The following is a 26,380-nucleotide window of genomic DNA, read 5'->3' as shown; positions in this document are numbered from 1 at the left end:
GCCGCGCTTGCCGCCGGAGCCGCTGCCGCCGGCGCTTCAGCCGCTTTCGGCGCGCCGCCGCCGGAAACGAAGCCGAGCACGTCCTCGCGCGTCACGCGTCCGTTCTTGCCTGTCGCGGGAACCTCCGCGAGGTTAACGCCCTTCTCGCGCGCCAGCTTGCGCACGCTTGGCGTCGCGAGCACTTCGCGCGCGCTGCCTGCCGCTTGGGCTCCGCCCGCCATCGGCGTATCCAGCTTCGCGGCGTTCACGTTCGCCGCTACGGCGCCGCCAACCGCGCACTCGGCTTCTGCGCCGCCCTGCGCAGCCGAAGCTTCCGCTTGCGCTGCCGCCGGAGTCGCCGCTTGCGCAGCGCTCGGCGCTTCGCCGTGGCCATGGGCCTGCTGCGGCACCTCGCCGGTCACTTCGATGACGGCGATCACGTCGCCGACCGTACATACCGTACCTTCGGAGACTTTGAGCTCGATGATTTTCCCTTCTACCGGAGAAGGTACTTCCACCGTCGATTTATCGTTTTGAACGTCCATCAGGATCGTTTCGTCATTTACCGTATCGCCGGGTTTTACGTGCCATTTCACGATCTCGCCTTCGTGGATGCCCTCGCCCAGCTCGGGAAAGCGGTATTCAAAGTTTGCCATCGGTCGCTCACCGTCCTTGCGTCTTAGTAAAATATTAGAAATCCAATACTTGATTCAGGCCTTTGACGATACGGGCCGGATTCGGAAGCCATTGATCCTCGACTTGCGCAAAAGGATAAACCGTATCCGGAGGAGCTACGCGCAGCACCGGCGCTTCGAGATGCAGAATCGCCTTCTCGTTGATTTGCGCGATCACTTCCGCGGCGATACCCGCGGTTTTTTGCGCTTCCTGCACGACGATCGCACGGTTCGTTTTCTTGATCGACTCGACGATCGTGTCAATGTCCAGCGGCATCAGCGTGCGCAGGTCGATGACTTCGACTTTCGCGCCGCGCGTTTTTTCGATCTCCTCGGCCGCTTTGAGCGAAGTATGCACCATCGCGCCATAAGTAATGATCGTAACGTCCGAGCCTTCGCGAACGACGTTCGCCTTGCCGATCGGTACCGTATATTCGCCTTCCGGCACTTCCGCGCGGAACGAGCGGTACAAGTTCAGATGCTCCATGAAGAACACGGGATCGTTGTCGCGAATCGCCGAAATGAGCAGCCCTTTCGCATCGTACGGGTTGGACGGCACGACGACTTTAATACCTGGCGTCTGTACCATCAGCCCTTCCAGCGGGTCGGTGTGCAGCTCGGCCGCTTTGACGCCGCCGCCGAAAGGCGTACGGATCGTAATCGGCGCGTTGTAACGGCCGCCGGAACGGTAACGCATGCGCGCCGCCTGAACGGCGATTTGGTCGAACGCTTCGAAAATAAAGCCGACAAACTGGATTTCCATGATCGGACGGAAGCCTTGAATGGCCATCCCGACCGCCATCCCGCCAATTGCGGATTCCGCAAGCGGCGTATCGAATACGCGGTTTTCCCCGAATTCGGCCTGCAGGCCTTCCGTTGCGCGGAATACGCCGCCGACCTTACCTACGTCTTCCCCGAATATGACCACGTTCGGATCGCGCTGGAGCTCGACTCGCATCGCGTCCTTGATCGCTTGAATCATTGTCATTTGAGCCATGGCTGAAAGTTCCTCCCCTTTACGCTAAGTAATCCGCTTTTTGCTCTTCCAAATGCTGCGGCGTCGTTTCGAACATGCTGTCGATCAAGCCCGGCACCGTCATTTTTTCCGTTTCTTCGGCCTTCTTGATCTGCTCGGCGACGGTGTTTTTCGCCTCCTCGACGACTTTGGCTTCTTCCTCTTCGGACCACAGGCCCTTGGAAACGAGGTACGCGCGGAAGCGGTTCAGCGGATCCTTGAGCTCCCATTCAGCCGTTTCTTCTTTCGTGCGGTATTTGGACGGGTCGTCCCCGGACATGGAGTGCGGCAGGAACCGGTAAGTAACCGCCTCGATCAGCGTTGCGCCTTCGCCCTTGCGTCCGCGCTCCGCTGCGTCTTGAACGGCTTTGACTACCGCGAGCACGTCCATCCCGTCGACTTGTACGCCTTCGATACCGGCAGCTACCGCTTTGTGCGCTACGGAAAGCGCAGCCGTCTGCTTGGAGAACGGCGTCGTAATGGCGTAGCCGTTATTTTGCACCATGAAAATCGCCGGCAGCTTGAACGCCCCCGCGAAGTTCAATGCTTCGTAGAAATCGCCCTCAGAGGAACCTCCGTCCCCGGTGTAGGTGATGGAAACGCGTTTCTCCCCGCGCTGCTTGAACGCCATTGCCACGCCCATCGCATGCAAATATTGCGCGCCGATGATGATTTGCGGCATGAGCACGTGCACGTCTTGCGGAATTTGTCCGCCGTGCTGATGCCCGCGCGAATAAAGGAACGCTTGGTACATCGGCAGGCCGTGCCATACGATTTGCGGCATGTCGCGGTAGCCCGGGCAGATAAAATCGTCTTTGTTCAGCGCGAATTCGCTGCCGACCATCGTCGCTTCCTGGCCGGAAACCGGCGCATAAAATCCGAGGCGTCCTTGACGCGTTAAATTGACAGCGCGCTGGTCCCACGTACGCGTGAACACCATGCGGCGCATTAATTCTTTCAATTGGTCATCCGTCAGATTCGGCATAGCTTCGGGATTCGTTACGGTACCGTCGGTGCCCAGAACGGACAACGGCTGCACTTCCTGTACGCCCACAACATAAGGCTTGCTCATTTCCATATTCACCTCAGCGATAGATTTTGAAGGGATGTCGAAATTGGGGTGTTTCTGTTATAGTATTATTATAAACCTGTTTTAGTGAATAGCACAAGAACATACTTGTAAAATATGATTTCTTTTCGATCAGGCGTATATAACAGTTCATAAAAAATAATAATACAGATTAATAAAATCCATAAAACTATTATAATACACTGTGAGGTTTGTCACATGGACGACAGCTTATACTACAAGCGCACTATTGTAAAAGAAACCGTAGCTTCCCGCGCTCTCGGGCAGGAAAGACCGCTGCGCGTTTACCTTCCGCCTGGCTACAACGAACTGTTGTCGTATCCTGTTATCTATTGCCAGGACGGCGAAGATTTTTTCAATTTCGGCCGCATTGCCACAACGATGAACCGGCTTATATTCGATGACAATGTGGAGCCCGCCATCATCGTCGGCGTGGATGTGGACAAAACGGTCCGCACTTCCGAGTACGCGCCCGAGGGAGAGCGCTTCGCCGCCTACTGCGCATTTTTTGCCGAAGAGCTGATCCCGTTTATACAAGATCATTACCCGGTCCGCGCCGATTTGAACGAGCGGATCTTGGCCGGCGATTCGCTCGGCGGCACCGTTTCCCTGCATCTTGCCTTAGATTATCGTAGCCTTTTTTGCCAAGTTATATCCTTGTCCGGCGCATTTTTACATTCAACGCAAGAGCGGATCGAAGCCGAGGACGACTTGTCGTGGCTGAAGCTGTCCATGGTCATCGGACTCGACGAAACGGAAGTGACGACGGAGCGCGGAACATTCGATTTCGTGGAGGCGAACCGCAAAACAAAACAGCTCCTCGTCACGAGAAGCTGTTCGCTGCATTATGAAGAAAAGCCGGGAAAACACATTTGGGGCTTCTGGCAAAACGAGCTGCCGGGCATGCTGAAGCGATTTTTGACCTGAATTCGTTACAAGGCTTTATTCGTGCGATTCCTTCCCCCGAATGCCGTAACGCTCGCGGAGCAGGGACGCCATTTCCCGCACTTGAGACGCTTGCGGGATCCATAATCCCGCTGTCGCCCGTTTCAGCCCTTCGGGGGTTTGCCGCTCGCGCACGACCCGCTTCACCGCCTCGATGAACTTGAGCGCCGCGCCGCCGCCCAGATCCGTCAGCTCCTCCAAGCTGGCCATGCTGTCGACCGTCACCCGCGGATAATCGATGTTCTCCGCGCCGGCGGAAGCCCGCTCGTAAAACTCGCGCGCTTGCCGCGCCTTCTCCGCCCCGGTCCCTCCGGCAATAACGAACGCCTGCACGACGTACGCATGGGCCTGCCGCCGCTGGGCGATGCCGCAAAACTTGCGGCCGGCGATGCTCAGATCGTAATCTCCGGGACAGTAAGCCCCCTCAATCTCCCCTTTGCGCACTTCGCATCCGGTCGCTTGAAGCGCCAGCCGGATCAGCTCGAACATTCGTTCGAAGTCGTCGCGGAAGTCGATTTCCCCGGCCCGGCGCTTCGGCCAGATCAGCGACACGTTAACGACGCCCAGATCAAGCGGCACCGCCGCGCCGCCCGAATTGCGGACCGCGACATTGTAGCCCTGCGCCTCCAGATACCGGGCCGCTTCCGCCGCGCCGGGCAGCCGGCTGTCGCGCAGCCCCATGACGAACGCGCGCGGGTGACGCCACAGATGGCACAGCGGCGCTCCGCCTTCGCCCACATGCTTGCACAGCAGCTCCTCCAACGCGAACGGATACAGCACGTCCTGCTCCGTGAACTCATGCGAACGATCCAGCAGCAGCAGATCGGAAAGCCCGTTTTTCTGCGGCTGCGTCATCTCTTGCTTGTCCATAGCGGCTAACCCGCTCCTTTCCTGATTCCGCTTCGCGGGCTCGTCTAAACTACCCTCATTCTAAAAGGGTCCGACGGCCGTTGCAAGTATCCGGCTTCAATGCGCTTGAGCCGGGCCCGGATTTCTAAGCTGGCTGAAAGCGATCCGTGCTACAATGGAAAGGACTGTCACAAACGTGCCCGCCGCTTCGTCTTATTTACTTATGAGCGAACCGGGCCGAAGCCGGGCAAGTTCCATTTTTACCGCAAAGGAGAATCCGCCAATGACGCAGCTTCCGCTGGAAGACTGGTATACCGAATATAAACCTCTGTTGTTTTCGATCGCCTACCGGATGCTGGGGTCGGTATCCGAAGCGGAGGATATCATTCATGATCTGTTTCTGGCTGTATCGCGGACAGACCCAGGCACGATTCAGAACGCGAAGGCGTATTTGTGCAAATCCGTTACCCGCCGCTGTATCGATCAGCTCAAATCGGCCCGCGCCCGCAGGGAAGTGTATGTCGGGCAATGGCTTCCCGAGCCGTTGCAAACCCCGGACAAAGAAGACCCGCTGCAGCAGGCGACGAGGAACGACGATATTTCGTTTGCCTTTCTGCTGCTGCTGGAGCAGTTGAACCCGGTCGAACGGGCGATTTTCGTTCTGCGCGAAGCGTTCGATTACGACTATAAAGAAATCGCAGACATGCTGGACAAAAGCGAAGCCGCCTGCCGCAAAACGTACAGCCGTCTGAAGCAAAAATTGAACGTGGCGGAGGCACTTCCCCCCCAGCCGAGCCTGCCGGAATCGCAATCCCTCGTCCGCAGCTTTTTGCGCGCGGTCAGCACGGGAGACGTGCTTCAGTTCATCCACCTGCTGACGGAGGATGCCGTCCTGCACTCCGACGGCGGAGGCAAGGTGCGCGCGGCGCTGCGGCCCATTCTCGGCGCCGACCGGATCGCCGCCTTCCTGGTCGGCATAGCGTCCAAAGGCACCGTCCTGACGCGAAGCGTCCCCGTCTCGTTCAACGGCGGAGCCGGACTGCTGGTTGACGGTTCCCGCTCCCGTATCGCTTTATTGTTCGAATTCGAAGGCACGCGCATCCGGGCGATGTATTTCGTAAACAATCCGGATAAGCTGAGTTATCTGCCGGAACCCCCGGAGCTTTAAACTGCTGCCCCAGCTGCAAAAGACAAAAAAACTCGGTTTCCCCTTGACTGCGGGAAGCCGAGTTTCTTCATATCTTAGGCAGCGGCGCTACGACCGTTCTTCAAGCCCTTCGATTTTCGCTTGGCCCCATGGCGCAACCTTCATGTGCACGATCAACCGGCTGGCCTTATCCTCAAGCGATTTGCCGGTCCCCTCGGGCACGTAATATTTTTCGAATCCGTATTTAACGAAAACCTCTTCGCTCCAACTATAGTCGATCCGCCCCTTCAGCACGACTTCGCCTTCCTGCGGCGCGGGTTTTGAGCCATAGGCAGCCACCGGCTGGGCGATGCCGTCCGTTCCCGTCGTCAGAACCACGTAGACCGGTTGGCCTCGCTCCGGCTTCCGTGCCGTGTCTTTCCACAGCGACGGGTTGAGACGGCTGATCTCATAACCGAGGGTCACGTAATCGCCGTACAGCAAATCGCGCGGGTCCACCGGCACCGTTCGGACGCGGATGTCTTTTCCGAACCAGCCAATCGCATAGAAGGAAATGGCGATTCCGCTCAGCACAAGCGTCTGCAGCAGGACGATGGCGGTCGTTAGCAGAGCACGCCGGCTGCCGCCGGCTACCGCTTTGTCAGACATGTCTGTTCCCCTCCTTCGTATCGTCGAAAAACCGTTTCTTCCGCCGGTTCAGAAACCAGCTCAAGCCGATCAGGATACAGCCTCCGAGAATGAAAAACAGCGATTTGTCCATAAAATCCCAGGTCAGCTTGCCGTAAGCCACCATCGTGCTGCAGATGAACAGAACCGTTCCGAAGTTGATCTTGAACCTCCACTCCTCGGCATAGCCGCGCCACAGCACGTACAGCGAGAAGAAAAACAGCGCGAGCAGGTAGAGGACGTCGACGCCGGAAGGCAAGTAAACGAACGGAGCGAGCAAAATCCATTCGAATGCGCTGGACGCCCGGCCGTTCCGCAGCTTGCCGGCCAGCGAGACAGCAAAGAGAAGGAGGAGCGCCCCAAAGTAATAGAGCGGTTGGGGAAGCAGCCAGCCGTCGTCGACGGTTCCTCGTTCATGTCCGATCATCACCATGGCGATCGCAAAAATAAATGCTGCGGCCAGCGGAGCCGTCTGCAGCGCATAGCCTCCATGGCGTTCGTCCTTCACCCAATCGCCGAGGACGTAAAGCGCCATGGCCGGAATAAACATCCAGAGGAACGGCACGTCCGAGGCGACCGCCCACATGAGCGCCTGCACCGTTACGCTGAAGCTGAAGCACCAGATCAGCAGCGGATGACGCCATTTCCAGCCGTAAAACCCGAGACCGGCAGCCAGAAGCGCGAACGCGGTATAGCTGAAGGAATCAAACTCTGTTACGCTGTACCATTGGGCAATATCAAAGAGAAGCAGACTTAACAAATACAAGTAGCGGCTACGGTATATAAAGGTCGCGGCCATTCCCGCGCTTGCCCACAAAATAAACGTTCCCGCGTTGTAAGCGACCAAGTGAAACATTTGGCCGATCAGCACGATGCCTCCTCCGAAGCTGACGACCCCGAGGCTGACAAGCGCGATGCCCAGTTTATCGTGGCCGCGCCGCAGCGCCAGCTCGCCTCCGGCGTAAAAGCCGGCCATCAGCACCACGATCATGGCAAGGCGGACAAGCTGCGGAATATCCTGCCAGTTGGCGGCTATAAAACTGAGAATGCCCAGTCCGACCAAAATGCTTCCGAGGATCGGCAGCAGGCCGACGGCATGATTTTTCGATTCGTACATGCTTAGAAGCTGATCGGCCTGCTCGCGGGTTACGATGCCCCGCTCCACCCAAATCGGGGTTTCTTTCTCCAACCATTTTCGGCTCATAGGAATGCACCCCTTTTTGCTTAAAATCTTATGCGAGTGTTGATACCTCAAGTATATCCCGTCCGGAAGGAAAAAGAAGTACTAACTTCCGCTAGTACTCCGAACATTCGTTCCCCACCAAAAAAACAAGCACATCATTCAATTCGGGTCGCATCCTTCTTTACCCGTCCCATCCGGTCAATAAACCAGAAAAAACCCCATCCCGCTTAGGCAGGACGAGGTCGATTCAAAGTAAAGATTAAGGATAAAAAGTGCTCTGCGGCGTTGTTGTCGGACACCAGCGGGAGTTGAGCAGGAACCGGATCAGCGCGTCCTTTGCCGGGTCGGTGCCGATGTAATGCAGCGCTTCGGCGGCATGCGCCCGAACGTAACGGTTGTCGTCATCCAGCGCCTGCGCAAGCTGCGGTACCGCAGCCTCCCCGGCCGCCCCGACGCGGGCCAATGCCAAGCCGGCCATGAAGCGGACCTGAACGTCTTCATCCTGAAGACAGCGGATCAAGGCGGAGACAATCTGATCCGCGGGCGCGCCGATCATCGCGAGCGTCTCGGTGACCGTCTGCCGGACCGGTTCGGACGGATGATCGAGAAGCTTGATCAGCGACGGTACGGCTTGCGCCGCCAGGTGCCTCAATTCGCCGAGCGCAAAGGCCGCATGGACGACCGTTTCGTCCCGCCCGCTGCCAAGCGCCCGTTCGAGCGGCGCAACCGCTTCGGCCCCGGCAACCGCCAAGCCGTAAGCCGCCGTGCGGGAAACCTTCACATGATCGTGAAGCAGACCGCGCATCAAGGCCTCCACCCCTTCGGGACCCATGCCTGCGAGTTCGTATGCGGCGTTCAAAGCATTTGGCTCGTACGGATCTTCCAGCTTTGCCGCCGTCGCGTGAACCGCTTCCACTCCTCCCGAAGCGAGAGTGCGCGCCAAGCTCCCCAGCCGGCCGGATAACCAATTCCACGTTTCTTCCCACATCGCTTCATGCTCCACCATCGGCGTACTGAACGAGGCCGGGCGTTTCCATTCGGCTTCCCGGCAATGCCAGCTCGGCGCATGCGGCGCTTCCGTCCGCATGAACTCGAACTTGAGCATATATCTGCGCCGTCCGAGAAGATTCGGAGTGGACCGGTGCCAGATGTCATAATGGATCAGCGCAAAAGTACCCGCTTTTCCGCTCGCTACCGCCTCGCCTTCCGGATTGTCCGCTTCGAAGATCCGGCTCTCATAATTTTGCGTGCCGGGCATGATGCCTGTCGGTCCGAGCTCCACGGGCGTGTCTTGCGGAAAATACATGATCATCGCCCACCACGGATGATGATTGCGCATTCTTTTGTAGCCCCAATAGCTGTCTTTATGCCAGCCGCCGGCCACGGGAGAAGCGTTATAATGTCCGTGACGGTGCGCGTGCAGCATATAATTCGGCCCGAGCACGCTGGTCAGCGCTCCTGTAACGACCGGGTGATCGAATACTTTCTGCAATTCGCGAATGCGCGGCAGCAGATTGTTCCCCGGATTCCCTTCATGCTCGTACACATGATTCAATTGATCCGTCAGTGCAAGATGAAACGATTCGGGGAAATCCGTTTGCAAGATGAGAAAGCCTTCGGTTATAAACGTTCTCATCTGCTCATCGGTCAACAAAACATGGGTTGGACGGTCCATTCCTTTTCCCTCCCAGGAAATGAAGTATGTCGATGCCCTCATTATAAAAAAGAAGCCGGGCCGCGCACATGCAGGAAGATAATCCGGATTTGCACAAAAATAAGGATTTTTCCGACGCTAATTCCATTCCTTACGCATATTTTATTTTTACAAAGGGTCCGATATAATGGTAGAATAGCTATTTTGACCACACACCGGAGGGAAATGTCCCATATGATGTCCAGACGACAATTTGTCAAACGCATGCTCGCTTTCCTTGCCGTCCTATCCGGGGGCGGATACGCCGCTTCCCGCATGCTGGAAAAAGAGATGCCCACAGCGGCAACCTTGCCTACGGCCAACGCCGCCGAGAGTGCACAACCGAAAGACAAGACGAGCGGCCAAGCCGCAGACCCTGCGCTGCTGCTTTCTTTTTTCCTGCTCAGCGATTTGCATATCTCGGTAGCCGACGATACGATGGAAAAAAAGCTGCATATGGCGCTGAAAGACGTCAGCTCGTTCGAATCCGATGTGGATGCGATCGTGCTCGGCGGCGATCTGACCGATTTCGGCCGATCGATCGAATACAAGCGGCTGAAAGCGGTCATGGACGCTTACAAGCTCCCTCCGGTTTACGCCAATATGGGGAATCACGATTATTACGATATTTGGCTGACGTCCGCCGGCGCCTTTTCCACGGAAACGATGCCGAACGGCAAAACCGATGCCATGTCCAGAGAGCGGTTCCTGAAGTTTTTCGGCTACGAGAAACCTTATTTCGACGTGTGGGTCAACGGCGTTCATTTGATTTTGCTGTCGCAGGAAGTCTACGTGCAGGAAAAGCCGGAGGTCGGCGAAGGCGCCTGGTATTCCGACGAACAGCTCGCTTGGCTTGAGGAGACGATGAAAGTCCACAAAGACGGACGTCCGGCTTTCGTCTTCATTCACCAGCCTTTGCCCGAACCCGGCACGGACGGCGGCTCGCACCGCTTGATACGCGCCAAGCGGTTCCGCGCCATTCTTGAGCCGTACCGCAACGTGTTCGTGCTGTCCGGGCATTCTCACCGCAATTTCGAAGGCGAGGATCATTATAACCGGCAGAACACGTTCCATTGGTTCAACAACGCCTCGGTTGGCAAAACGCGCCCGAAAGCCGACGGGAAAGCCAAAGCGCCGTCGCAAGGCATGTATGTGCAGGTTTACCGTGACAAAGTTGTGGTCAAAGGACGGGAATTCTCCGATCGTTCGTGGATCGACTCTGCCGTCTGGACGGTGCCGCTGAAAGGCGCAGCTCCAGCCAACGCCTAAACGGACGATTTGCAGCATCATTCCTTATGAAGAACGTCTGTCTTCCGAGCGATCGACGCAATCCGCAGTAAGCAATCACTTGACTCAGGGCCGGAGAGGCTTCTCAAAACACGCTGCCAAAAGGTGATGACATTGAACTTGCTCCACCAATTGCTGTTAAACATGCTTATCGTGATCACGCCGGTCATGCTGTATCATCTGTTTTGGATTGACCGACTGCAGCATGTGAACGTGCGTACGAACCAGATCATCGTTACCGTCCTCTGCACGGTCGCCTCTTTGGTCAGCATGATGCATCCGTTCGAGCTCTCCCCCGGATATTTGTTCGATTTCCGCTTGATTCCGCTCGCCTTATGCTTTTTTTATGCCGGCCCGTTACCGGCTCTCGGCGCAGCCGCCATAATTATGGCCTATCATTGGAAGTCGGAACGGTACGGCATTTATACGCTGCCGATTTCCCTCGGCTTCAATCTCATTCTGTTGTGGTACTGCAAACGCCGGATCGTCGAGGCGGCCCGGCTGCTCCATACCGCGACCGCGGCCGGAATCGGATTCGCTTTGTCATTGATTACGGCATTTGTCGCCTTGTACTCACTGTGGCTGGAGCATATCCCGGTTACCGGCTACTTCTTCCTGTTTTTCGCCTTGTTCAGCCTTATCCAATCGTTTACCGCCGGACTTGTCGTCTATATCATCAGGCAGATCAAGCGAAATATCGAATTGCGCAAGCAGCTGCAGCATAACGATAAAATGAATATGCTCAGCGAGCTGGCCGCCTCCTTCGCCCACGAAATCCGCAATCCGATGACGGTTGCCCGCGGGTTCGTGCAAATGATGCGTCAAACCGACCTGGCGGAAGATAAAAGGCAAATTTACAGCCAGATGGTCTTGGAAGAAGTCGATAAAGCGCAGGCGATCATCAACGATTACTTATCCTTCGCCAAGCCCCAGCTGGAAGAGATCGAGCTGCTGGACGCCAAGCCGCTTATTTTACAGACGGTCCAAACGCTGCAGTCATATGCCGACCTTCGGGGCGTAAAGATAGAAACGCACCTGCAGGACAAGCTGATGATCAGCGCCAATCCGGATAAGTTCGCGCAATGCATCATGCACCTATGCAAAAACGGCATTGAAGCGATGCCCGGCGGAGGAAAGCTGCAGATCGTCGGCGTTTTGCAAAATCAAACGGTGTGCATCGACATCATCGACCAAGGGATCGGCATGACGCAGGATGAAGTCGGGCGGCTCGGCACGCCGTTCTATACGACCCGCGGCAAAGGGACCGGCCTTGGCATGATGGTCACCTATCGGGCCATTCAACATATTCACGGCCGGATTGACGTGACGAGCGAAGTGGGCAAAGGCACCTGCTTTTCCATTTTAATTCCATCCCTGCACTCCTCTACCTATCACTAACCCCTCATCGAAAAAGGCTGAGTCTTCACGGTTCATCTCGCGAAACGCAGCCTCCCTCAATACCCTCGTCACCCGTCATTTCATGACCGACTTTTCTTCTTAGAGCTGTCAGCCAAAATATCCATCACTTCCTTAAATAGCGGGATAGCCTTATGGCTGCTCCCTTCCGGGACGTTCTGTACGAGCACCGCAGCGGCATAGCGAGGCTGTTCCGTGGGACCGTAGCCGATAAACCAATGATTTTCGCCGGGCTGTCCGTTTGTTAACTTAACTTGCGCCGTCCCCGATTTTCCGGCCAAGCCCCATTTCGCCGACCGCAGCGCCTTCCCGGTGCCGCGCTCCACCGTTTCGGTCATCCAGCCCAGCAGCCGCTTCGCCGTCGCCGGCTTAATAGGTTTAGCCGCGTGCACAAGCTCATGAGGCCGGAACGACTGATATAACCGATCGTTCTGAAAACGGATTTCCTGTACGATTCGCGGCGATGCTACCTTGCCTTGGTTGTAAAGCGTTACGATCAAATTAGCCGCTTGCAGCGGCGTTATTAACACGTCACGTTGTCCGATGGCCGTTTGCACCAGCGCGCCTTCATCCGTTTTGTCCGAAGCGGCAGCGTAGATTTGCCCCTGCTCCTCGGCATCCCATTGGCGAAAGCCCTTCCGGCGCAGCACGTCTCCGCTCCAGCCGACCGGCATTTCCAGCCCGAGCCTGCGCGCGTAAGCCTCCAGCTTGTCACCCCCAAGCCGCTGCGCCGCCTTCGCAAACACGATGTTGCACGATTGGGCGAAGCCTTCTTCCAACGTCAGCGTACCGTGCCCTTCCTTCTTCCAGCAGGTGAAGCCGTATTTTCCAAGCGTTCCTTCGCAATCGAACGTTTCCTGCGCTTTGACCGCCTTCTCTTCCAAGGCAGCCGCGGCGGTTACGGTTTTAAAAATCGATCCGGGGGCGACCGCTTTTAATGCCTTGTTGCTCCAGTTTCCTTGAGCCGGGTCGACATGATCCGGCTGGAACGCGGGCGTGCTGGCCATCGCGATCGTATCCCCATTCCGAATATCCAATACGACGACGGCGCCTTCCGTCACGTGCAAGCGTTCCAGGGCCCGTTCGATTTGCAGCTGGATCCCGGAGTCAAGTGTCGTGATGACTTTAAGCGGATAGTAAGGATTGCTCGGAGCGAGTTGACGCATATCGAGTCCGGGCAGCGGACGCTTCAAGCCGTCGGTAAAAAGCGAGACGGAGGACGGCCCGATGCCCTGCAGCCAAGGCTCAAACGTTTTTTCCAGCCCGGAATTGCCGATCCTGCTCGTAAGCTGCAGCTCCCCTTTATGGAATTGGTCGGTGAACTGCCGTGTAATCCGCTCGGGATTTTGTCCGATAAAGCCGAGCACTTGGCTTGCCGGCTGCCGTTCGGCGTAGCGCTGCTTGATGGTCATCGCCCGAACGGATTTCAAGCCTAAAGCCTCGATCTTGGCCGCCTGAGCGTCCGTCAAAGAGACCGGGCGTCCGGACACGGACCAGATGGCCGGACCTTTCAACGGCCGGACAAAGGACTGCCAAGCGGAAAGCGGGACGTTTATGATGCTTGCCACCCGGTCCATCGCGTTAGCGGTATCGTTCCCTGCCGCCTCTTCTTCATGAATCGGGAAAACGATCAACGCCTTCTGCGGAGTTCCCGTCAAAGGAACGCCGTTCCGGTCCGTAAAATCGCCCCGCCCGCTATCGAGCACAAGACCTTGAGCCCGCTGAATGACCGAATTTTCCACCAAGTCGATCTTTCGTTCCGTCCAGCTTCGGGAGGCCGCCACTTGAATCCAGAGCAACCGTAAATTCCAAGCGGTCAATACCCCGATAACCAACAGCAATACGATAAAAATCCGGTTCTTTTGCAGCTTTGATCCGTTGTCCATCCCGAGCACCTGCCAGCACCTTGTATGATGATACAAGTATGGTCAGGAACCGTCCACTGCAAACGACCTAAGCAAAAAGCGCCTTCCCCGAGAGAGAAGACGCCGTGCAAACTTGCCTTACACTTGGAATTTCGATAACTGTTCCTTCAACGAATTCGACAGCTCTTCGAGACTGTCGGACAGCTTCACGAGACCGGAGCTGATACTCATCTGCTCCGAGCTCAAGGATGCCACCTCTTGCGATGTCGCGGACGATTCTTCGGCCACGGCGCTGACGTTGGACATCGCATCGCTGAGCACCATCTGCGACGCTTCAAGCTCGCTGATCGACTCCGTTACTTCGGACAACCGTTCAATGAATTCGCCCATCTGCGAATCGACTTGCTTAAAGATCGAATCGGCTTCTTTCACGGATTCGATCTGCTCCTGAAAAATTGGATAAGCCTGCGAAAGCACGTTAACCGTCTCGTCAATTTCCTTCTGGATTGTTTCGGTAATTTGGCCGACGATCGCGATCGATTGTCTGGATTGATCGGCCAGCTTGCGGATCTCGTCCGCAACGACCATGAAGCCTTTCCCCGCCGCACCGGCCCGGGCCGCTTCAATCGTAGCATTCAACGACAAAATGTTCGTTTGCTTCGTCATGTTGCTGAGCACGTCCAGAATTTTGCGGATGGAGCGGGTGCTTTCCTTCAGGTTATCAACCTTCTCGACCATCGAACGGGTCATCGCTTCCGTTGCGTTCGTTTTGCCGATCAGCTCGGACATATACTCGATCCCTTGCTTACTTGATGCTTGAACCTCCGAAGCCGCGGACCCCATGACGATGTTGGCGTCGACCACGCTCTTCATCTGCATGCCGATATTGTGCGTCAGCTCGTTGCCTCGCTCGGATTCTACAGCCAAGCTGGATGCGCCGCTGGCGATTTCTTCGGTAGCGACGGCGATCTCTTTAGCCGACGTAGCCGTTTTCTTCGAAGCGTCCGATAAGCTCGCCGCCGTTTGCAGCACCTCTTGAGCGGAATGATTCGTCTGCTGCACCAGCGTCGTAATTTTCTCCATCATCTGGTTGAAGCTTTGACCGAGCTGCCCGATCTCGTCCTGGCTCGTGACGGTCATCCGTACCTTCAGATTGCCCTGCTCCCCTTCTTTCATCAAGTTGCGGAGCTGTACGACAGGACGTCCGATCATTCGTACGATGAAGTATCCGATCACAACCGCGATAATCATCGCCACAAAGGCCATCAGCCAAGTCATCCCGAAGATGACCCCCGCATCCTTCACCAGCTCCGCCACCGGCATCGCGCCGACCAAGAGCCAATTCGTTTTGGCTGATTTGAAATAAACGAGCTGCATGTCGTGTTGGCTGTTCTGCAGCTTTCCTTTGTCTTCGGCAAAGGCTTCCTTTGTTAACCCAAAATCGCTCGGTTTGCCGATTTCCGCAACGTCATGGCTGTAGATGTAGTTCATGTCAGGTGCGACGATGACCGTTTTTCCGCCTTCGCCCATCGAGATTTGGCTGAGCTCTTTTCCAACGGCCTCCAGATTGATTTCCAACAGAAGCACGGACTGTACGGCATTGGTCGTCGTATTCTTCAGCACGCGGCCCAAGCCGAACGAAGCTGTACCCGCGTTGCCGAGCGAATCGGAGTAGCCCTTCGCCCTGGATTCCAGCCAGGTCGCTTTGCCGTTGGCTTCGACGATCTTTTTGAACCAATCTTCCTGCGCCAGACTTTCTTTATTCATTGCCGAGCCGGCCGAAGCCACGGGTTCCCCGCTCGCTTTGAACAGATAAATCGATTTCAGCGTTTTGTTCGAGTAGGAATAAACGTTCAGCTTGTCGCCAAGCTTTTGCCGGAGTTGGAGAAAATCGTAGCTGTTTTTGTTCACGTTTTCCATATCCGAAAGCAGCTTTTTCAAATCTTCGTCCAGCAAAATTTGCATCGACAAGTCTTCGTAGGTGGCATAGAGCAGATCGAGCTTCTGCCCGGCTTGCGTAATGGTGCCTTCCGACGCATCGGCCACCTTTCTCTGAATAACTCCTTTGGAGATGTTATAAGAAGTCAGACCTACGGTCAACACGAAAAACAAGATGCTGATAAAAAAGATAAGGAACAGCTTACCCCCTACTGATCTTAACAAGTTCATAAGACCTACTTCCTTCACCGAATCCAAGACTTTAGAAGCACGCGAAGCTTGGGGATGATTCGGATCGGACGAATTGGAGAGCCTATTTTTCAACGATTTGCCGGCTTTTTGCAGGCTGGCTTTAAGTGAAGACCATTGATCCTTCACAGGAAACACCACCTAGATATGTATTAGTTTGGTCATTATGCAAGCATTTAACCGGTTAATCTTGGTATTCGACATGAAATGTCAAATTCCCTCTAGTTCATCGGGTTGCGATCGAAAAAATATTAGTTCCACCGCCTCAATTCATAATCGTCTTACGAAATATATAAACTTTTAATTATAAAAAGAGATTATCTTTATCTATATCGGGACCAAGTAGGTAAAATGTTATAGATATTTTAACAAAAAATGCGACTGCATGACCAAAGGCGCATTCTTGGGCCATTAGAACGACTTTTCACACCGGGATAAATCGGCTTTTATACCCAATCGTCCTGACCTTGGATTATGCTGCAAACGCAAAAAAGCCCCGTCCCTAAGGGACGGAGCCTCGTCAAGCGGCGGTTATGCCACGGCAATTTACGAATTTCTCATTTTTTTGCGCATCATATCAAACGGACGAACCGGCTGCTCCACCTTCATCCGGATGAGCTGCAGCGGATGCCGCGCAGCGTCGAGCGATTTGCCCTCTTCATCGTGCAGCTCGCCAACCGATTGCTTGAAGAAGGTGCCCTTCGGACCGAAGAACTCGACTTCCTGCCCTGGTTTAAAATGGTTCCGCTGCTGAATGAGCGCGGTCTGCGTCGCTTCGTCGTACTCCATCACAACGCCGACAAAGTCGTACGGAGCCGCCTTGTCCTCGGGCTCGAAGATGTGGTCCTCATGCCCCGGACGGTCGTAGAAAAAGCCGGTATTGAGCGGACGGTTAGCGGCCTTCTGAATCTCGTACAGCCATTCCGGCTTCATCTCGTAATGCTCCGGATCGGCAAAATACGCATCGATCGCCTGACGATACGCATTGACGACCGTGGCCACATAGTGAACGCTCTTCATGCGTCCTTCGATTTTAAAGCTGTCGACCCCGGCGCGAATCAGCTCGGGGACATGCTCGATCATGCACAGATCCTTCGAGCTCATCGAGAACGGATTGTCACCCGATTGAAACAGAGGAATTTCCTTGATCCCGATCTGCGGTCCGTTCAGTTCTTCTTCGGTAGCAAACAAATCATATTTCCAGCGGCAGGACTGCGAACAGCCGCCGCGGTTCGAGTCGCGGTCCGTAAAATGATTCGACAGGACGCACCGTCCCGAATAGGAGCTGCACATCGCCCCGTGCACGAAGACTTCGATCTCCATATCGACGTGCGTCTTGATCTCGACGATTTCTTCCATGGTTGCCTCGCGAGCAAGCACGACCCGGTCAATGCCTTCTTCTTTCCAGAACTGCACGGCCTGCCGATTCATGGTGGACTGTTGGGTGCTCAGGTGAATTTCCAGCTTCGGAGCCGCGCGCTTGCACGTCTCGATAATAATCGGGTCCGCCACGATGATGGCATGCACACCCGCATCCTGAATGCCCCGAAGATAATCCTCCAGGCCCGACAAATCTTCATTGTGGGCATAAATATTCGTTGCGACGAATACTTTGGCGCCGTATTTCTCCGCAAACTCGACCCCTTCCCGCATTTCCTCGAAGGTGAAGTTGTCCGCGTTCGACCGCAAGCCGTATTGCTGCCCGCCGATATAAACCGCATCCGCCCCGTAATGAACGGCGAATTTCAGCTTTTCCAAGCTTCCTGCCGGCGCGAGCAGCTCAGGCTTCTCGAACCGCACTCGCTTGCCGAGCAGCTCTTGCTTCAACAATGTCATGATATTCCACCTCGCTTATCTGTTGGGATCGTATTAATAAACCTGCTCTTTGAAAAAGAATCCGTACGTCAGCTCGCGCCGTTCATCCTGCAGCGCGCGGATGGGTTCCAGCCACTCCTCTTGAAACTCATAGCCGTCCGGATTCGCCGTATACGCATCTATCGCTTGCCGGTAACCGCGAACAACCGCTTCATTATACTCCGGCGATTTCAGCAGCGCCTCCAGCTTAAAGCTGTCGATGCCGCCTTCCATTAGCTCATGCAGGCTGTCCAGCATACAGATGTCATCCGAGCTCATAATATGAGTGCCGTTGGCATCCTCATAGATCGGATATCGTTCGTTCGGCCGCTCCTGCTCGATCAGGAACAAGCCTTCCTCTTTATCCAGCTCCAGCTTTTCAAGCTCTTGGGGACGCCCCTGATGCTCCTTATAGTTGGTCAGCAGGCTACGCTTCGAATGATAAATATTCGTGATGCCGTGCACCTGCACTTCCACTTCCATCGAGCCATCAAGCTGGCGCGCAATTTCCAGCGTCTCTTCCAGGTTCAGCTCGCGGGCCAGCACCATGCGGGCCGCCCCTTTGCTTGCCCAATATTTAGCCGTCGCATAGTTGGTGGAGGTCATCTCCGCGTTCCAATGCAAACGCATGCCGGGCGCGGAGCTGCGAACCGCCATCAGCACGGCCGGATCGCCGAAGACGATACCGTCGACACCCGATTGCTGCAGCCGGCCCACATACTTCTCCAGCTCGGGCAGCAAATCGTTATCCATAATATTGTTGACGGCTGCGTACACTTTGGCTCCGTGTTCATGCGCCCACGAAGCGAGCGATGCCAGCTCATCTGCCGTTATTTCCCCCGGCAGCCGCAGGCCGAAGCGGTGCTCGCCTACGAGGACGGCGTCCGCCCCTGCCTCGATATACCGCTTCGCTTCTGCGGACGATCCGGCCGAAATCAACAGTTCCGGTTTTTTCATCTGTCCTGCTCACCTTCTCCTCACATGGTAAAGCTTTACGGCTTGGCACTTTTGGCGCTCTCCGCAATATTCTTCTTATGCTGCTCGAACGTTTCCGCAAACAAATGGGCCTTGGTTCCGTCCTTCTTGGTTACATAAAACAAATATTTGGTCTCTGCCGGATAAATCGCCGCTTTGATCGAGGCGAGGCTCGGACTTGCAATCGGTCCGGGCGGCAGTCCTTTATTCAAATACGTATTATAAGGACTTTGAATCTGCAAATCCTTCTCGAACAACCGTTCCTTCGGTTTGTCGAACAAATACTGCACAGTCGCATCGATTTGCAGCGGCATGCCCTGCTTTAAGCGGTTATGAATCACGCCGCTGACGAGTGCGCGCTCGTCTTCAACAACTACCTCGCGCTCGATGAGCGAGGCCAGCGTCAGCATCTGATGCACGGTCAAGCCGCGCCGGGCCAAGGTCTGCTTCCAATCCTGCGGCAGCTGCCCGAGCTTTTTGTCCAGCTCCTCCGTCATCGTCTCGATCATCTCTTGCGGACTCGTACCCTTTTTCCATTCATACGTTTCCGGAAACAAATAGCCTTCGAGACGGGACCGCAAGGACGTGTCGGCCGGAATTTGCGCCGCTGCGGAGCCTTCCGGACCCTTGTAGCTCTGGACAAGGTGCATGAACTGCAACAGGTCAACGCCTTCCTGCTGCTGCAGCTTTTCCGCGATCTGACGCACCGTAAAGCCCTCAGGAACCGTCAGCCGGATGCCGGCTTCCTTAACCGTATCTCCGCGGTTAAGACGTTCGATAATCTCGTCCGGCGACAGCCCGGGCGTCATAGCGTACTCGCCCGCTTGGAAACGGCCGCCTTCCTGCTTGTATTTCAAGTACCACGTAAAAACGCGGGCGCTGCGAATAATCCCCTTGTTCTCCAATTCAGCAGCCAGCTGACCCGTTCCGGTGCCCGGCGGCAGCGAAATGCGCTGCTCCGTCTCCGAAGCCGGCATCGGCTGAAGCGAGCGGGTCACATACCAACCAAACCCTGTCCCGGCTCCGGCCACCATTGCAACCATTCCTATTGTTCCCCAAATCCATACCCGTTTCACGGCGCCGCTCCTTTTACATCTCCGCAAACAAACGAAAAAGAGCGGATCATCTCCGCTCAGGCTTCCTTAAGAAAAAAGTTGTAAGCTACAACTGTTCGTCAGCCGGAAAAGTCAATTCGTCGAAAAGCTCGGAGACGTTTTCCCATTCATCGTCGTCTTCGATCGTTTCAAGCTCAAGCTCCCCGTCATCTTTCCGTGTCACACGGTAAATTTCCGGTTCGTCTTCTTTGCCCGGCTTCGCTTTTTCAAGCATCGCATACCCTTGATCGCCCAGGATCAATTCGGAGACGATACGATAGACGACGGATTCCTGCTCTTCGTCATACAAAATAATATCATCTCCGAACGTTTCCCGCAACTGACGGGTCGGCGTCGCTTCCATATTTGGATTCAACGTGCCAGCCTCCTTATGCAACCGGCGCGCCTCCCGGACGGGAGGCCGGACGCCGTCTTACTTGGACGATTCTTCTTCCTCGTCGTCGAATTCGTCCATCAGCGTATTGAACGTTTCCTCCACGATATTCCATTCTTCTTCGTCCTCAATCGTGTACAGCTGCAGATCATCGCCGTCTTCTTCATAGCGGAACGCATACACTTCATCGGATTCCTCGTCGGCATCGACAGGAACAACCATCATATACTTTTTATCCGAGCCGTCCACTTCGAACTTCATGATGACTTCAAATTCTTCTTCGTTGCCTTCTTCGTCGGGAATGTAAATAATTTCGGGCTCTTCCTGCAGCTGCTCCTGATTGGAACCTTGATCTTTGTCCGTCACCGTTATTCACCTCTTCGAGTTGGATTGGGCATCCATATATCCTTGCAAAATTAGCGCGGCCGCCATCTTGTCGATGACCTGCTTTCGTTTCTTGCGGCTGACGTCCGCCTCGAGCAGCGTGCGCTGGGCGGACGCGGTTGTCAGCCTTTCATCCCACAAATGCACCGGCAATTGTAGGGTTTCATGTAATTGCTCTGAAAATGCGATACAAATTTCTCCACGCGGACCGATCGTATTGTTCATGTTTTTCGGCAGGCCGACGACGATTTCCGTGACACCGTATTGCCCGATAAGCTCCCGAAGCCGGGCCATATCGCGCTCCTCAGTCGTTCGCCGGATCACTTCAAGCCCCTGCGCGGTCCAACCGAGCTCGTCGCTGACGGCGACGCCAATCGTCTTGTCCCCGTAATCCAATCCCATCAAGCGCATGAGGTTCTCCAGTCTGGTAGCTAAGTCCGTTGAAAAATAGGCCGCTGCGAGAGCGGATCATTCTTCCGGTCGCTGCTCTCCCCCACAAAGTGAAGTCCAATCCAAGAAGTAAAATCGACTACTTTGCGGGGACCCCGGCTCCGGATTTTTGGATCAGATAACCTTTTGAGAGGTTAGAATCCGGAGACAAAGGCGACCACAAACGCTTCTCCAGAACGATTCCGCCCCCACCGCAGCATTCACCGGACTTTTAGGATTTATAGTGCTGCAGGTAGGAACGAACCAGTTCTTCGATCAATTCGTCCCGCTCCCGCTTGCGGATGATGCTGCGCGCATTGTTGTGACGCGGAATGTAAGCCGGGTCCCCCGAGAGCAAATAGCCTACGATTTGGTTAATCGGATTGTACCCCTTCTCCTGCAGCGCGTCGTACACCGCTAGAATGACTTCTTTGGGCGAGGTCTCGATCTCTTCCGCTTTTACGTTGAACTTCATCGTTTTATCCATCGAACTCATTTAGAGGCACCCCCCTGCATTAATCAATACTCACATATTCGCCATGATCCTAAAAATTCCTGTTGACGGCAAAATTATTATTTTGCCGCGACGAGCTGCTCCACGCTTTGCAGCGCTTCCTGCAGCTTGGAAGCGTCCTTGCCGCCGGCCTGCGCCATATCCGGACGACCGCCGCCGCTGCCGCCGCAGCGCGAAGCGACTTCCTTGATCAGCTTGCCGGCGTGATAGCCCTTCGACACCAGATCCGGTGTAACGGCCGCAACCAGATTGACCTTGTCCTCCGCAGCCGCTCCGAGTACGATCACAGCCGAGCCAAGCTTCGTTTTCATCTGATCGACAATATTGCGCAGCGTCTCCATATCGCCTGCGCTCACCTGAGCGGCAAGCACGGTTACGCCGTCCACCGTTTTCGCCTGATCGGTGAGCGAACCTGCCTCAATGCCGCTGAGCTTCGCTTTGAGCGATTCGTTCTCGCGCGACACTTCCTTAAGCTGCGCAAACAAGCCGTCAATTCGTTTCGGCACGTCGCCGATGTTCGATTTCAGCAGGCTTGCGGCATCGCGCAGCAGCTGCAGCTGCCCGTCCAAATATTGGTAGGCGTTCCGTCCCGTCGTCGCTTCGATCCGGCGCACGCCGGAGCCGATTCCGGACTCGCTGACGATTTTGAACAAGCCGATCTGGCTCGTGTTCCGCACGTGGCAGCCGCCGCACAGCTCCAGGCTGTAACCGCCGACCTGCACGATGCGGACGATGTCGCCGTATTTTTCGCCGAAGAGCGCCATCGCCCCCATGGCCTTGGCTTCGGCAATCGGTTTGAGCGAAATTTCGACTTCAATGCTTTTCCAAATTTGCTCGTTGACCCGCTGCTCGATATCCTGCAGCTCTTCGGCCGAAATGCTTCCGAAGTGCGAGAAGTCGAAGCGCAGGCGCTCCGGCGCAACAAGCGATCCGGCCTGGTTCACGTGCTCGCCGAGCACTTCCTTGAGCGCTTTGTGCAGCAGGTGGGTAGCCGTATGATTTTTGATGATATCTTCGCGCACATCCTGCGTTACCGTTGCCTGAACGGTATCACCCTTGCGCAGCACGCCCGCTTCCACGACAACGGTGTGCACGTGCTGTCCGTGCGGCGCCTTGCCCACGTCCTCGACCTTGAGCACCGTATCGCCAGCGGTCATAGTTCCATGGTCGCTGACTTGGCCGCCGCTTTCGGCATAGAACGGGGTTTGATCCAAAATCACCTGACACGTTTCGCCCGTTCCGACCAGATCGACGAACTGGTCCTCGTGCACGATCGCGATCACTTTAGCAGCAGTTACCAAATCAGTATATCCAACAAACTCGCTTTTAACCGTGAAATCGGCCAGCGGACCGCCCTGCACCTTCATGCTGTCGGTCTCCTTGCGGGCCTCGCGTGCACGGTCGCGCTGCTCCTGCATCGCTTGATCGAAGCCGGCGCGGTCGACCGTCATTCCTTTCTCGGCAGCGAAATCCTCCGTCAGATCGAACGGGAAGCCGTACGTATCATACAGCTTGAACGCATCCGGGCCGCTGATGACCGAGTTGCCTTCCTGGCGGGCTTTGTCGACCATTTCGGCCAAAATCGCAAGGCCGTCGGACAGCGTCTCATGGAAGCGCTCCTCCTCGATTCGGATGATCTTCTCGATGAATTCGCGTTTTGCGACCACTTCCGGATAGTAGACGCCCATCACCTCGCCGACAATCGGAGTCAGCGTATACAGGAACGGCTTGTCCATGCCGAGCACCTTGCCGTACCGTACCGCGCGGCGGAGCAAACGACGGATGACATAGCCGCGGCCCTCATTGGACGGAAGCACGCCGTCGCCGACGGAGAATGCGACCGTACGGATATGGTCGGCGATCACTTTCAGCGCCACGTCGAACTCTTCGTTTTGCTTGTAAGTCACGCCGGCAAGCTCGGCCGTTTTCTGAATCATCGGCTGGAACAGATCGGTGTCGAAGTTCGAATCGACATCCTGCAGAATGGAAGCGAAGCGCTCCAGGCCGGCGCCGGTATCGATGTTCTTGTTCGGAAGCGGCGTATAGCTGCCGTCCTTGTTATGATTAAACTGCGAGAAGACAAGGTTCCATACTTCAAGGAAGCGCTCGTTCTCTCCGCCCGGCCAGCACTCGGGATCGCTGAGATCGCCATACTTGTCGCCGCGGTCGTAGAAAATTTCCGTACACGGGCCGCAAGGACCTTCGCCGATATCCCAGAAATTGTCCTGCAGCTTGTAGATGCGCTCCTCCGGCAGCCCGATCTTTTTGTTCCACAGCTCGAACGCTTCGGTATCCTCGGGATATACCGTGACGGACAAGCGGTTCGGATCGAAGCCGATCCACTCGGGGCTCGTCAGAAACTCCCAGGCCCACGTGATCGCTTCCTCCTTGAAATAATCGCCGATGGAGAAATTGCCGAGCATCTCGAAGAACGTATGGTGACGGCGCGTTTTGCCGACGTTCTCAATATCGTTCGTACGGATGCATTTCTGCGAGTTCGCGATCCGCGGATTTTCCGGGACGACGCGGCCGTCGAAATACGGCTTCAGCGGCGCCATGCCGGCGTTGATCCACAGCAGCGACGGATCGTTATGCGGCACGAGCGGAGCGCTGGGTTCGATCGTATGGCCTTTGCTTTCAAAAAACTTCAACCATTTTGCGCGAATTTCACTTGCTTTCATTGGGTTCATTTTCCTCCCGACACTTCATTTTAATACAAAAAAACGCCCCTGAAACAGGGACGATTTGCTCGCGGTACCACCCTGGTTATTGTGCGGCAGCATGGATGCGCCTTCACAATCTCCTCTGTCCGGACGATAACGGGCCCGCCCGGCGGACTTTTTGAATCCGCGCTCCGAAATGAGCGTTCGGTCATCCTTCATTAGAAAGGTTTTCTCAGCTGGAGGTGTGAGACTGCAAGCAAGCTTGCCGCGCGACGCCTCCAAAACCTTCTCTCTGGCTAATGGACTATGACGTACTTAAATTTCATCAACGCTTTCATGTGCCTAAAAATAAGCACTATTCACCCAAATTATAGCTTTCGGGCAGCGGACTGTCAACAGACCGTCTACTGCTCCCAAGCCATGCGCCGGACAAGCCGGTGCTTGAACAGGCTGATCACGAATTCCTCGTAGTAATCGTGGCGGACAATCCATTGATATTCGGCATCTTCATGGGCGTAAAATAAGACGTCCGTGATCACATCGTTGTCGTCGAAATAATCGCGAATCCGCTTGACGGCCTTCTCGACATCGGCGTCGGGGCGATGGAGCTTCATCCGGAACTCGACATCTTGTCCGTTCGATTGCTCTTCGATGGTCAGAAGCTCACGGTCGTATTCATAATGCAGCATAGGTGAAGCCTCCTTCGGTTGAACGACTGCTGTTACATCAAATATCTCACATATATATATACGTTTGCAACAGCTATTGACAGCAGCATGAGCGGAAAGGCGATGAAGAAAAATTTCATAAACGAAATCGGATGGCCCTCCCGAGCCGCCATACCGGCTACGATCAGATTGGCGCTTGCACCGATCAGCGAGCCGTTCCCCCCGAGACACGCACCGAGCGCCAGACTCCACCAAAGCGGCTCCAGATTGCTGACTCCCATAGTGCCCATTTCCTGAATCATCGGAATCATCGTGGCCACGAACGGAATGTTATCCAGGAAGGCCGAAGCGATTCCGCTAAGCCAGAGGATCAGAACGGCCGATTTCGTCACATCGCCTCCCGTGACTCCGACCGCGTAGTCCGCCAAGGCGGCGATGACCCCGGTTTCGATCAAGCCCGAGACCAATACGAACAAGCCGATGAAGAAGAAGATCGTCGTCCACTCGACCCGCTGAAACGCCTCTTCCAGAAAATGCTCGCCGGTCAACAGCAGAAGCAGGAACGCGCCGGCGAGCGCTACGGTCGCCGATTCCAAATGGACGATCTGGTGAACGAAGAAGCCGATTAAGGTCAGCCCAAGCACCGCAAGGCATTTTTTTAACAGCACAGGATCACGGATTTCCGCTTTTTCGTTCATGTTCATCAATCCTAGCCGCAGCTCTTCTGTCGTGCGAATCTTTTTGCGGTAAAACAGAACGAAGAACGGAATGGTGACCGCGAGGACAATGGCCGCAATCGGCGCCAAGTTGTTGATGAACGCCATAAAAGTCAGCTCTTTCACCGCGCTGCCGATCATGATGTTCGGCGGATCGCCGATCAGCGTCGCCGTGCCGCCGATATTGCAAGCGAGAATTTGCGACATCAGAAACGGAACCGGATTCACCCGCAGCTGCCGCGTGATACTGAAGGTTACCGGCACCATCAGCAGCACGGTCGTCACGTTGTCGAGAAACGCCGAGCCGATTGCCGTTACCAGCGAAAGCACGATCAAGATGCGGACCGGGTGCCCGCCCGCCTTTTTGGCCGACCAGACCGCAATATATTTGAACAGTCCCGTTTCCGCGGTAATGCCGACGATAATCATCATGCCGACAAGCAGGCCGAGCGTATTGAAGTCGATATGATGCAGCGCCGTTTCTTGACTTACGACGCCCAGAACGACCATCAGAATGCCGCCGATCATGGCGATGATCGTCCGGTGAATTTTTTCCGAGACGATGAAACCATACGCTACCACAAACAATCCGATAGCGATAAGTGCTTGTTGATCCATAACAAAACCCTCTCTCCGATGCAAATTATTGGTGCCGACAGCCTGTGACGCTCTACCGCATTGACCTAAAAAAAG

General features: G+C 55.4%; 23 protein-coding genes. 4 read left to right on the top strand and 19 right to left on the bottom strand.

The window, feature by feature from the left end; translation table 11 throughout:
* The 3 genes from PEH01S_RS23095 to pdhA all read right to left on the bottom strand — a co-directional run.
* Nucleotides 1-635: biotin/lipoyl-containing protein (locus PEH01S_RS23095; protein WP_174807164.1), on the bottom strand; the 635-nt coding region annotated here is incomplete at its 3' end.
* A gap of 34 nt (nucleotides 636-669) precedes the next feature.
* A complete protein-coding gene (locus tag PEH01S_RS23090) occupies nucleotides 670-1,650 on the bottom strand; it encodes an alpha-ketoacid dehydrogenase subunit beta (protein ID WP_025850255.1) in 981 nt (326 codons plus the stop codon).
* Between the two features lie 19 nt (nucleotides 1,651-1,669).
* Complete coding sequence (gene pdhA / locus PEH01S_RS23085; RefSeq protein ID WP_025850256.1) at nucleotides 1,670-2,740, bottom strand: pyruvate dehydrogenase (acetyl-transferring) E1 component subunit alpha; 1,071 nt, start codon at nucleotides 2,738-2,740, stop codon at nucleotides 1,670-1,672.
* A 216-nt stretch (nucleotides 2,741-2,956) separates the two neighbouring features.
* On the opposite strand from pdhA, the gene PEH01S_RS23080 reads away from it, so the two are divergent.
* Nucleotides 2,957-3,685, top strand: a complete 729-nt coding sequence (locus PEH01S_RS23080) for an alpha/beta hydrolase (protein WP_025850257.1) — start codon at nucleotides 2,957-2,959, stop codon at nucleotides 3,683-3,685.
* Between the two features lie 15 nt (nucleotides 3,686-3,700).
* On the opposite strand, the gene PEH01S_RS23075 is transcribed toward PEH01S_RS23080, so the two are convergent.
* The gene (locus PEH01S_RS23075; protein WP_127488279.1) at nucleotides 3,701-4,573 is read right to left on the bottom strand and encodes a lipoyl protein ligase domain-containing protein; all 873 of its coding nucleotides are present in this window, start codon (nucleotides 4,571-4,573) and stop codon (nucleotides 3,701-3,703) included.
* Nucleotides 4,574-4,835: 262 nt separating this feature from the next.
* On the opposite strand from PEH01S_RS23075, the gene PEH01S_RS23070 reads away from it, so the two are divergent.
* Complete coding sequence (locus PEH01S_RS23070) at nucleotides 4,836-5,720, top strand: RNA polymerase sigma-70 factor (protein ID WP_036714247.1); 885 nt, start codon at nucleotides 4,836-4,838, stop codon at nucleotides 5,718-5,720.
* An 87-nt stretch (nucleotides 5,721-5,807) separates the two neighbouring features.
* On the opposite strand, the gene PEH01S_RS23065 is transcribed toward PEH01S_RS23070, so the two are convergent.
* The 3 genes from PEH01S_RS23065 to PEH01S_RS23055 all read right to left on the bottom strand — a co-directional run bounded on the left by PEH01S_RS23065 (nucleotide 5,808) and on the right by PEH01S_RS23055 (nucleotide 9,223).
* A complete protein-coding gene (locus tag PEH01S_RS23065) occupies nucleotides 5,808-6,347 on the bottom strand; it encodes a GDYXXLXY domain-containing protein (RefSeq protein ID WP_025850260.1) in 540 nt (179 codons plus the stop codon).
* Entirely contained in the window at nucleotides 6,340-7,569 is a 1,230-nt protein-coding gene (locus PEH01S_RS23060; protein WP_127488277.1) for a DUF2157 domain-containing protein, read from the bottom strand. The genes PEH01S_RS23065 and PEH01S_RS23060 overlap by 8 nt, the downstream gene beginning before the upstream one ends.
* Before the next feature lie 238 nt (nucleotides 7,570-7,807).
* Nucleotides 7,808-9,223 carry a HEAT repeat domain-containing protein gene (locus tag PEH01S_RS23055; RefSeq protein WP_127488275.1) on the bottom strand — a complete coding sequence of 472 codons (1,416 nt, stop codon included), beginning with the start codon at nucleotides 9,221-9,223 and terminating at the stop codon, nucleotides 7,808-7,810.
* Nucleotides 9,224-9,436: 213 nt separating this feature from the next.
* Between PEH01S_RS23055 and PEH01S_RS23050 the strand changes: the two genes are divergently transcribed.
* Both PEH01S_RS23050 and PEH01S_RS23045 read left to right on the top strand, forming a co-directional pair.
* Nucleotides 9,437-10,510, top strand: coding sequence for a metallophosphoesterase family protein (locus PEH01S_RS23050; protein ID WP_127488273.1), 1,074 nt, complete (start codon nucleotides 9,437-9,439; stop codon nucleotides 10,508-10,510).
* A 138-nt stretch (nucleotides 10,511-10,648) separates the two neighbouring features.
* Nucleotides 10,649-11,926 carry an ATP-binding protein gene (locus PEH01S_RS23045; RefSeq protein ID WP_246063044.1) on the top strand — a complete coding sequence of 426 codons (1,278 nt, stop codon included), beginning with the start codon at nucleotides 10,649-10,651 and terminating at the stop codon, nucleotides 11,924-11,926.
* A gap of 80 nt (nucleotides 11,927-12,006) precedes the next feature.
* Here the strand turns inward: PEH01S_RS23045 and PEH01S_RS23040 are convergent, their stop codons facing one another.
* From PEH01S_RS23040 to PEH01S_RS22985, 12 genes are all read right to left on the bottom strand, one after another.
* A complete protein-coding gene (locus PEH01S_RS23040) occupies nucleotides 12,007-13,830 on the bottom strand; it encodes a peptidoglycan D,D-transpeptidase FtsI family protein (RefSeq protein WP_127488271.1) in 1,824 nt (607 codons plus the stop codon).
* A gap of 117 nt (nucleotides 13,831-13,947) precedes the next feature.
* Nucleotides 13,948-16,125 carry a methyl-accepting chemotaxis protein gene (locus PEH01S_RS23035; RefSeq protein WP_025850266.1) on the bottom strand — a complete coding sequence of 726 codons (2,178 nt, stop codon included), beginning with the start codon at nucleotides 16,123-16,125 and terminating at the stop codon, nucleotides 13,948-13,950.
* Nucleotides 16,126-16,542: 417 nt separating this feature from the next.
* Nucleotides 16,543-17,832, bottom strand: coding sequence for a peptidase U32 family protein (locus PEH01S_RS23030; RefSeq protein WP_127488269.1), 1,290 nt, complete (start codon nucleotides 17,830-17,832; stop codon nucleotides 16,543-16,545).
* Between the two features lie 33 nt (nucleotides 17,833-17,865).
* Entirely contained in the window at nucleotides 17,866-18,807 is a 942-nt protein-coding gene (locus PEH01S_RS23025; protein WP_127488267.1) for a peptidase U32 family protein, read from the bottom strand.
* 35 nt (nucleotides 18,808-18,842) lie between these two features.
* Complete coding sequence (gene mltG / locus PEH01S_RS23020; protein WP_174807163.1) at nucleotides 18,843-19,901, bottom strand: endolytic transglycosylase MltG; 1,059 nt, start codon at nucleotides 19,899-19,901, stop codon at nucleotides 18,843-18,845.
* 85 nt (nucleotides 19,902-19,986) lie between these two features.
* Nucleotides 19,987-20,283 carry a DUF1292 domain-containing protein gene (locus PEH01S_RS23015; protein WP_036689997.1) on the bottom strand — a complete coding sequence of 99 codons (297 nt, stop codon included), beginning with the start codon at nucleotides 20,281-20,283 and terminating at the stop codon, nucleotides 19,987-19,989.
* Nucleotides 20,284-20,352: 69 nt separating this feature from the next.
* On the bottom strand, nucleotides 20,353-20,679 hold the full coding sequence (locus tag PEH01S_RS23010; RefSeq protein WP_025850270.1) for a DUF1292 domain-containing protein: 327 nt from the start codon (nucleotides 20,677-20,679) through the stop codon (nucleotides 20,353-20,355).
* Nucleotides 20,680-20,685: 6 nt separating this feature from the next.
* The gene (gene ruvX / locus PEH01S_RS23005; protein ID WP_025850271.1) at nucleotides 20,686-21,108 is read right to left on the bottom strand and encodes a Holliday junction resolvase RuvX; all 423 of its coding nucleotides are present in this window, start codon (nucleotides 21,106-21,108) and stop codon (nucleotides 20,686-20,688) included.
* 250 nt (nucleotides 21,109-21,358) lie between these two features.
* Entirely contained in the window at nucleotides 21,359-21,622 is a 264-nt protein-coding gene (locus PEH01S_RS23000; protein WP_025850272.1) for an IreB family regulatory phosphoprotein, read from the bottom strand.
* A 77-nt stretch (nucleotides 21,623-21,699) separates the two neighbouring features.
* On the bottom strand, nucleotides 21,700-24,321 hold the full coding sequence (gene alaS / locus PEH01S_RS22995; protein ID WP_127488265.1) for an alanine--tRNA ligase: 2,622 nt from the start codon (nucleotides 24,319-24,321) through the stop codon (nucleotides 21,700-21,702).
* Between the two features lie 386 nt (nucleotides 24,322-24,707).
* Entirely contained in the window at nucleotides 24,708-24,992 is a 285-nt protein-coding gene (locus PEH01S_RS22990; RefSeq protein WP_025850274.1) for a hypothetical protein, read from the bottom strand.
* A gap of 32 nt (nucleotides 24,993-25,024) precedes the next feature.
* Entirely contained in the window at nucleotides 25,025-26,305 is a 1,281-nt protein-coding gene (locus PEH01S_RS22985) for an ArsB/NhaD family transporter (protein ID WP_127488263.1), read from the bottom strand.
* Between the last annotated feature and the right edge of the window lie 75 nt (nucleotides 26,306-26,380).

The organism is Paenibacillus ehimensis NBRC 15659 (assembly GCF_004000785.1).
Classification (GTDB): Bacteria; Bacillota; Bacilli; order Paenibacillales; family NBRC-103111; genus Paenibacillus_G; species Paenibacillus_G ehimensis.
This window is presented reverse-complemented; position numbering and strand designations above follow the sequence as displayed.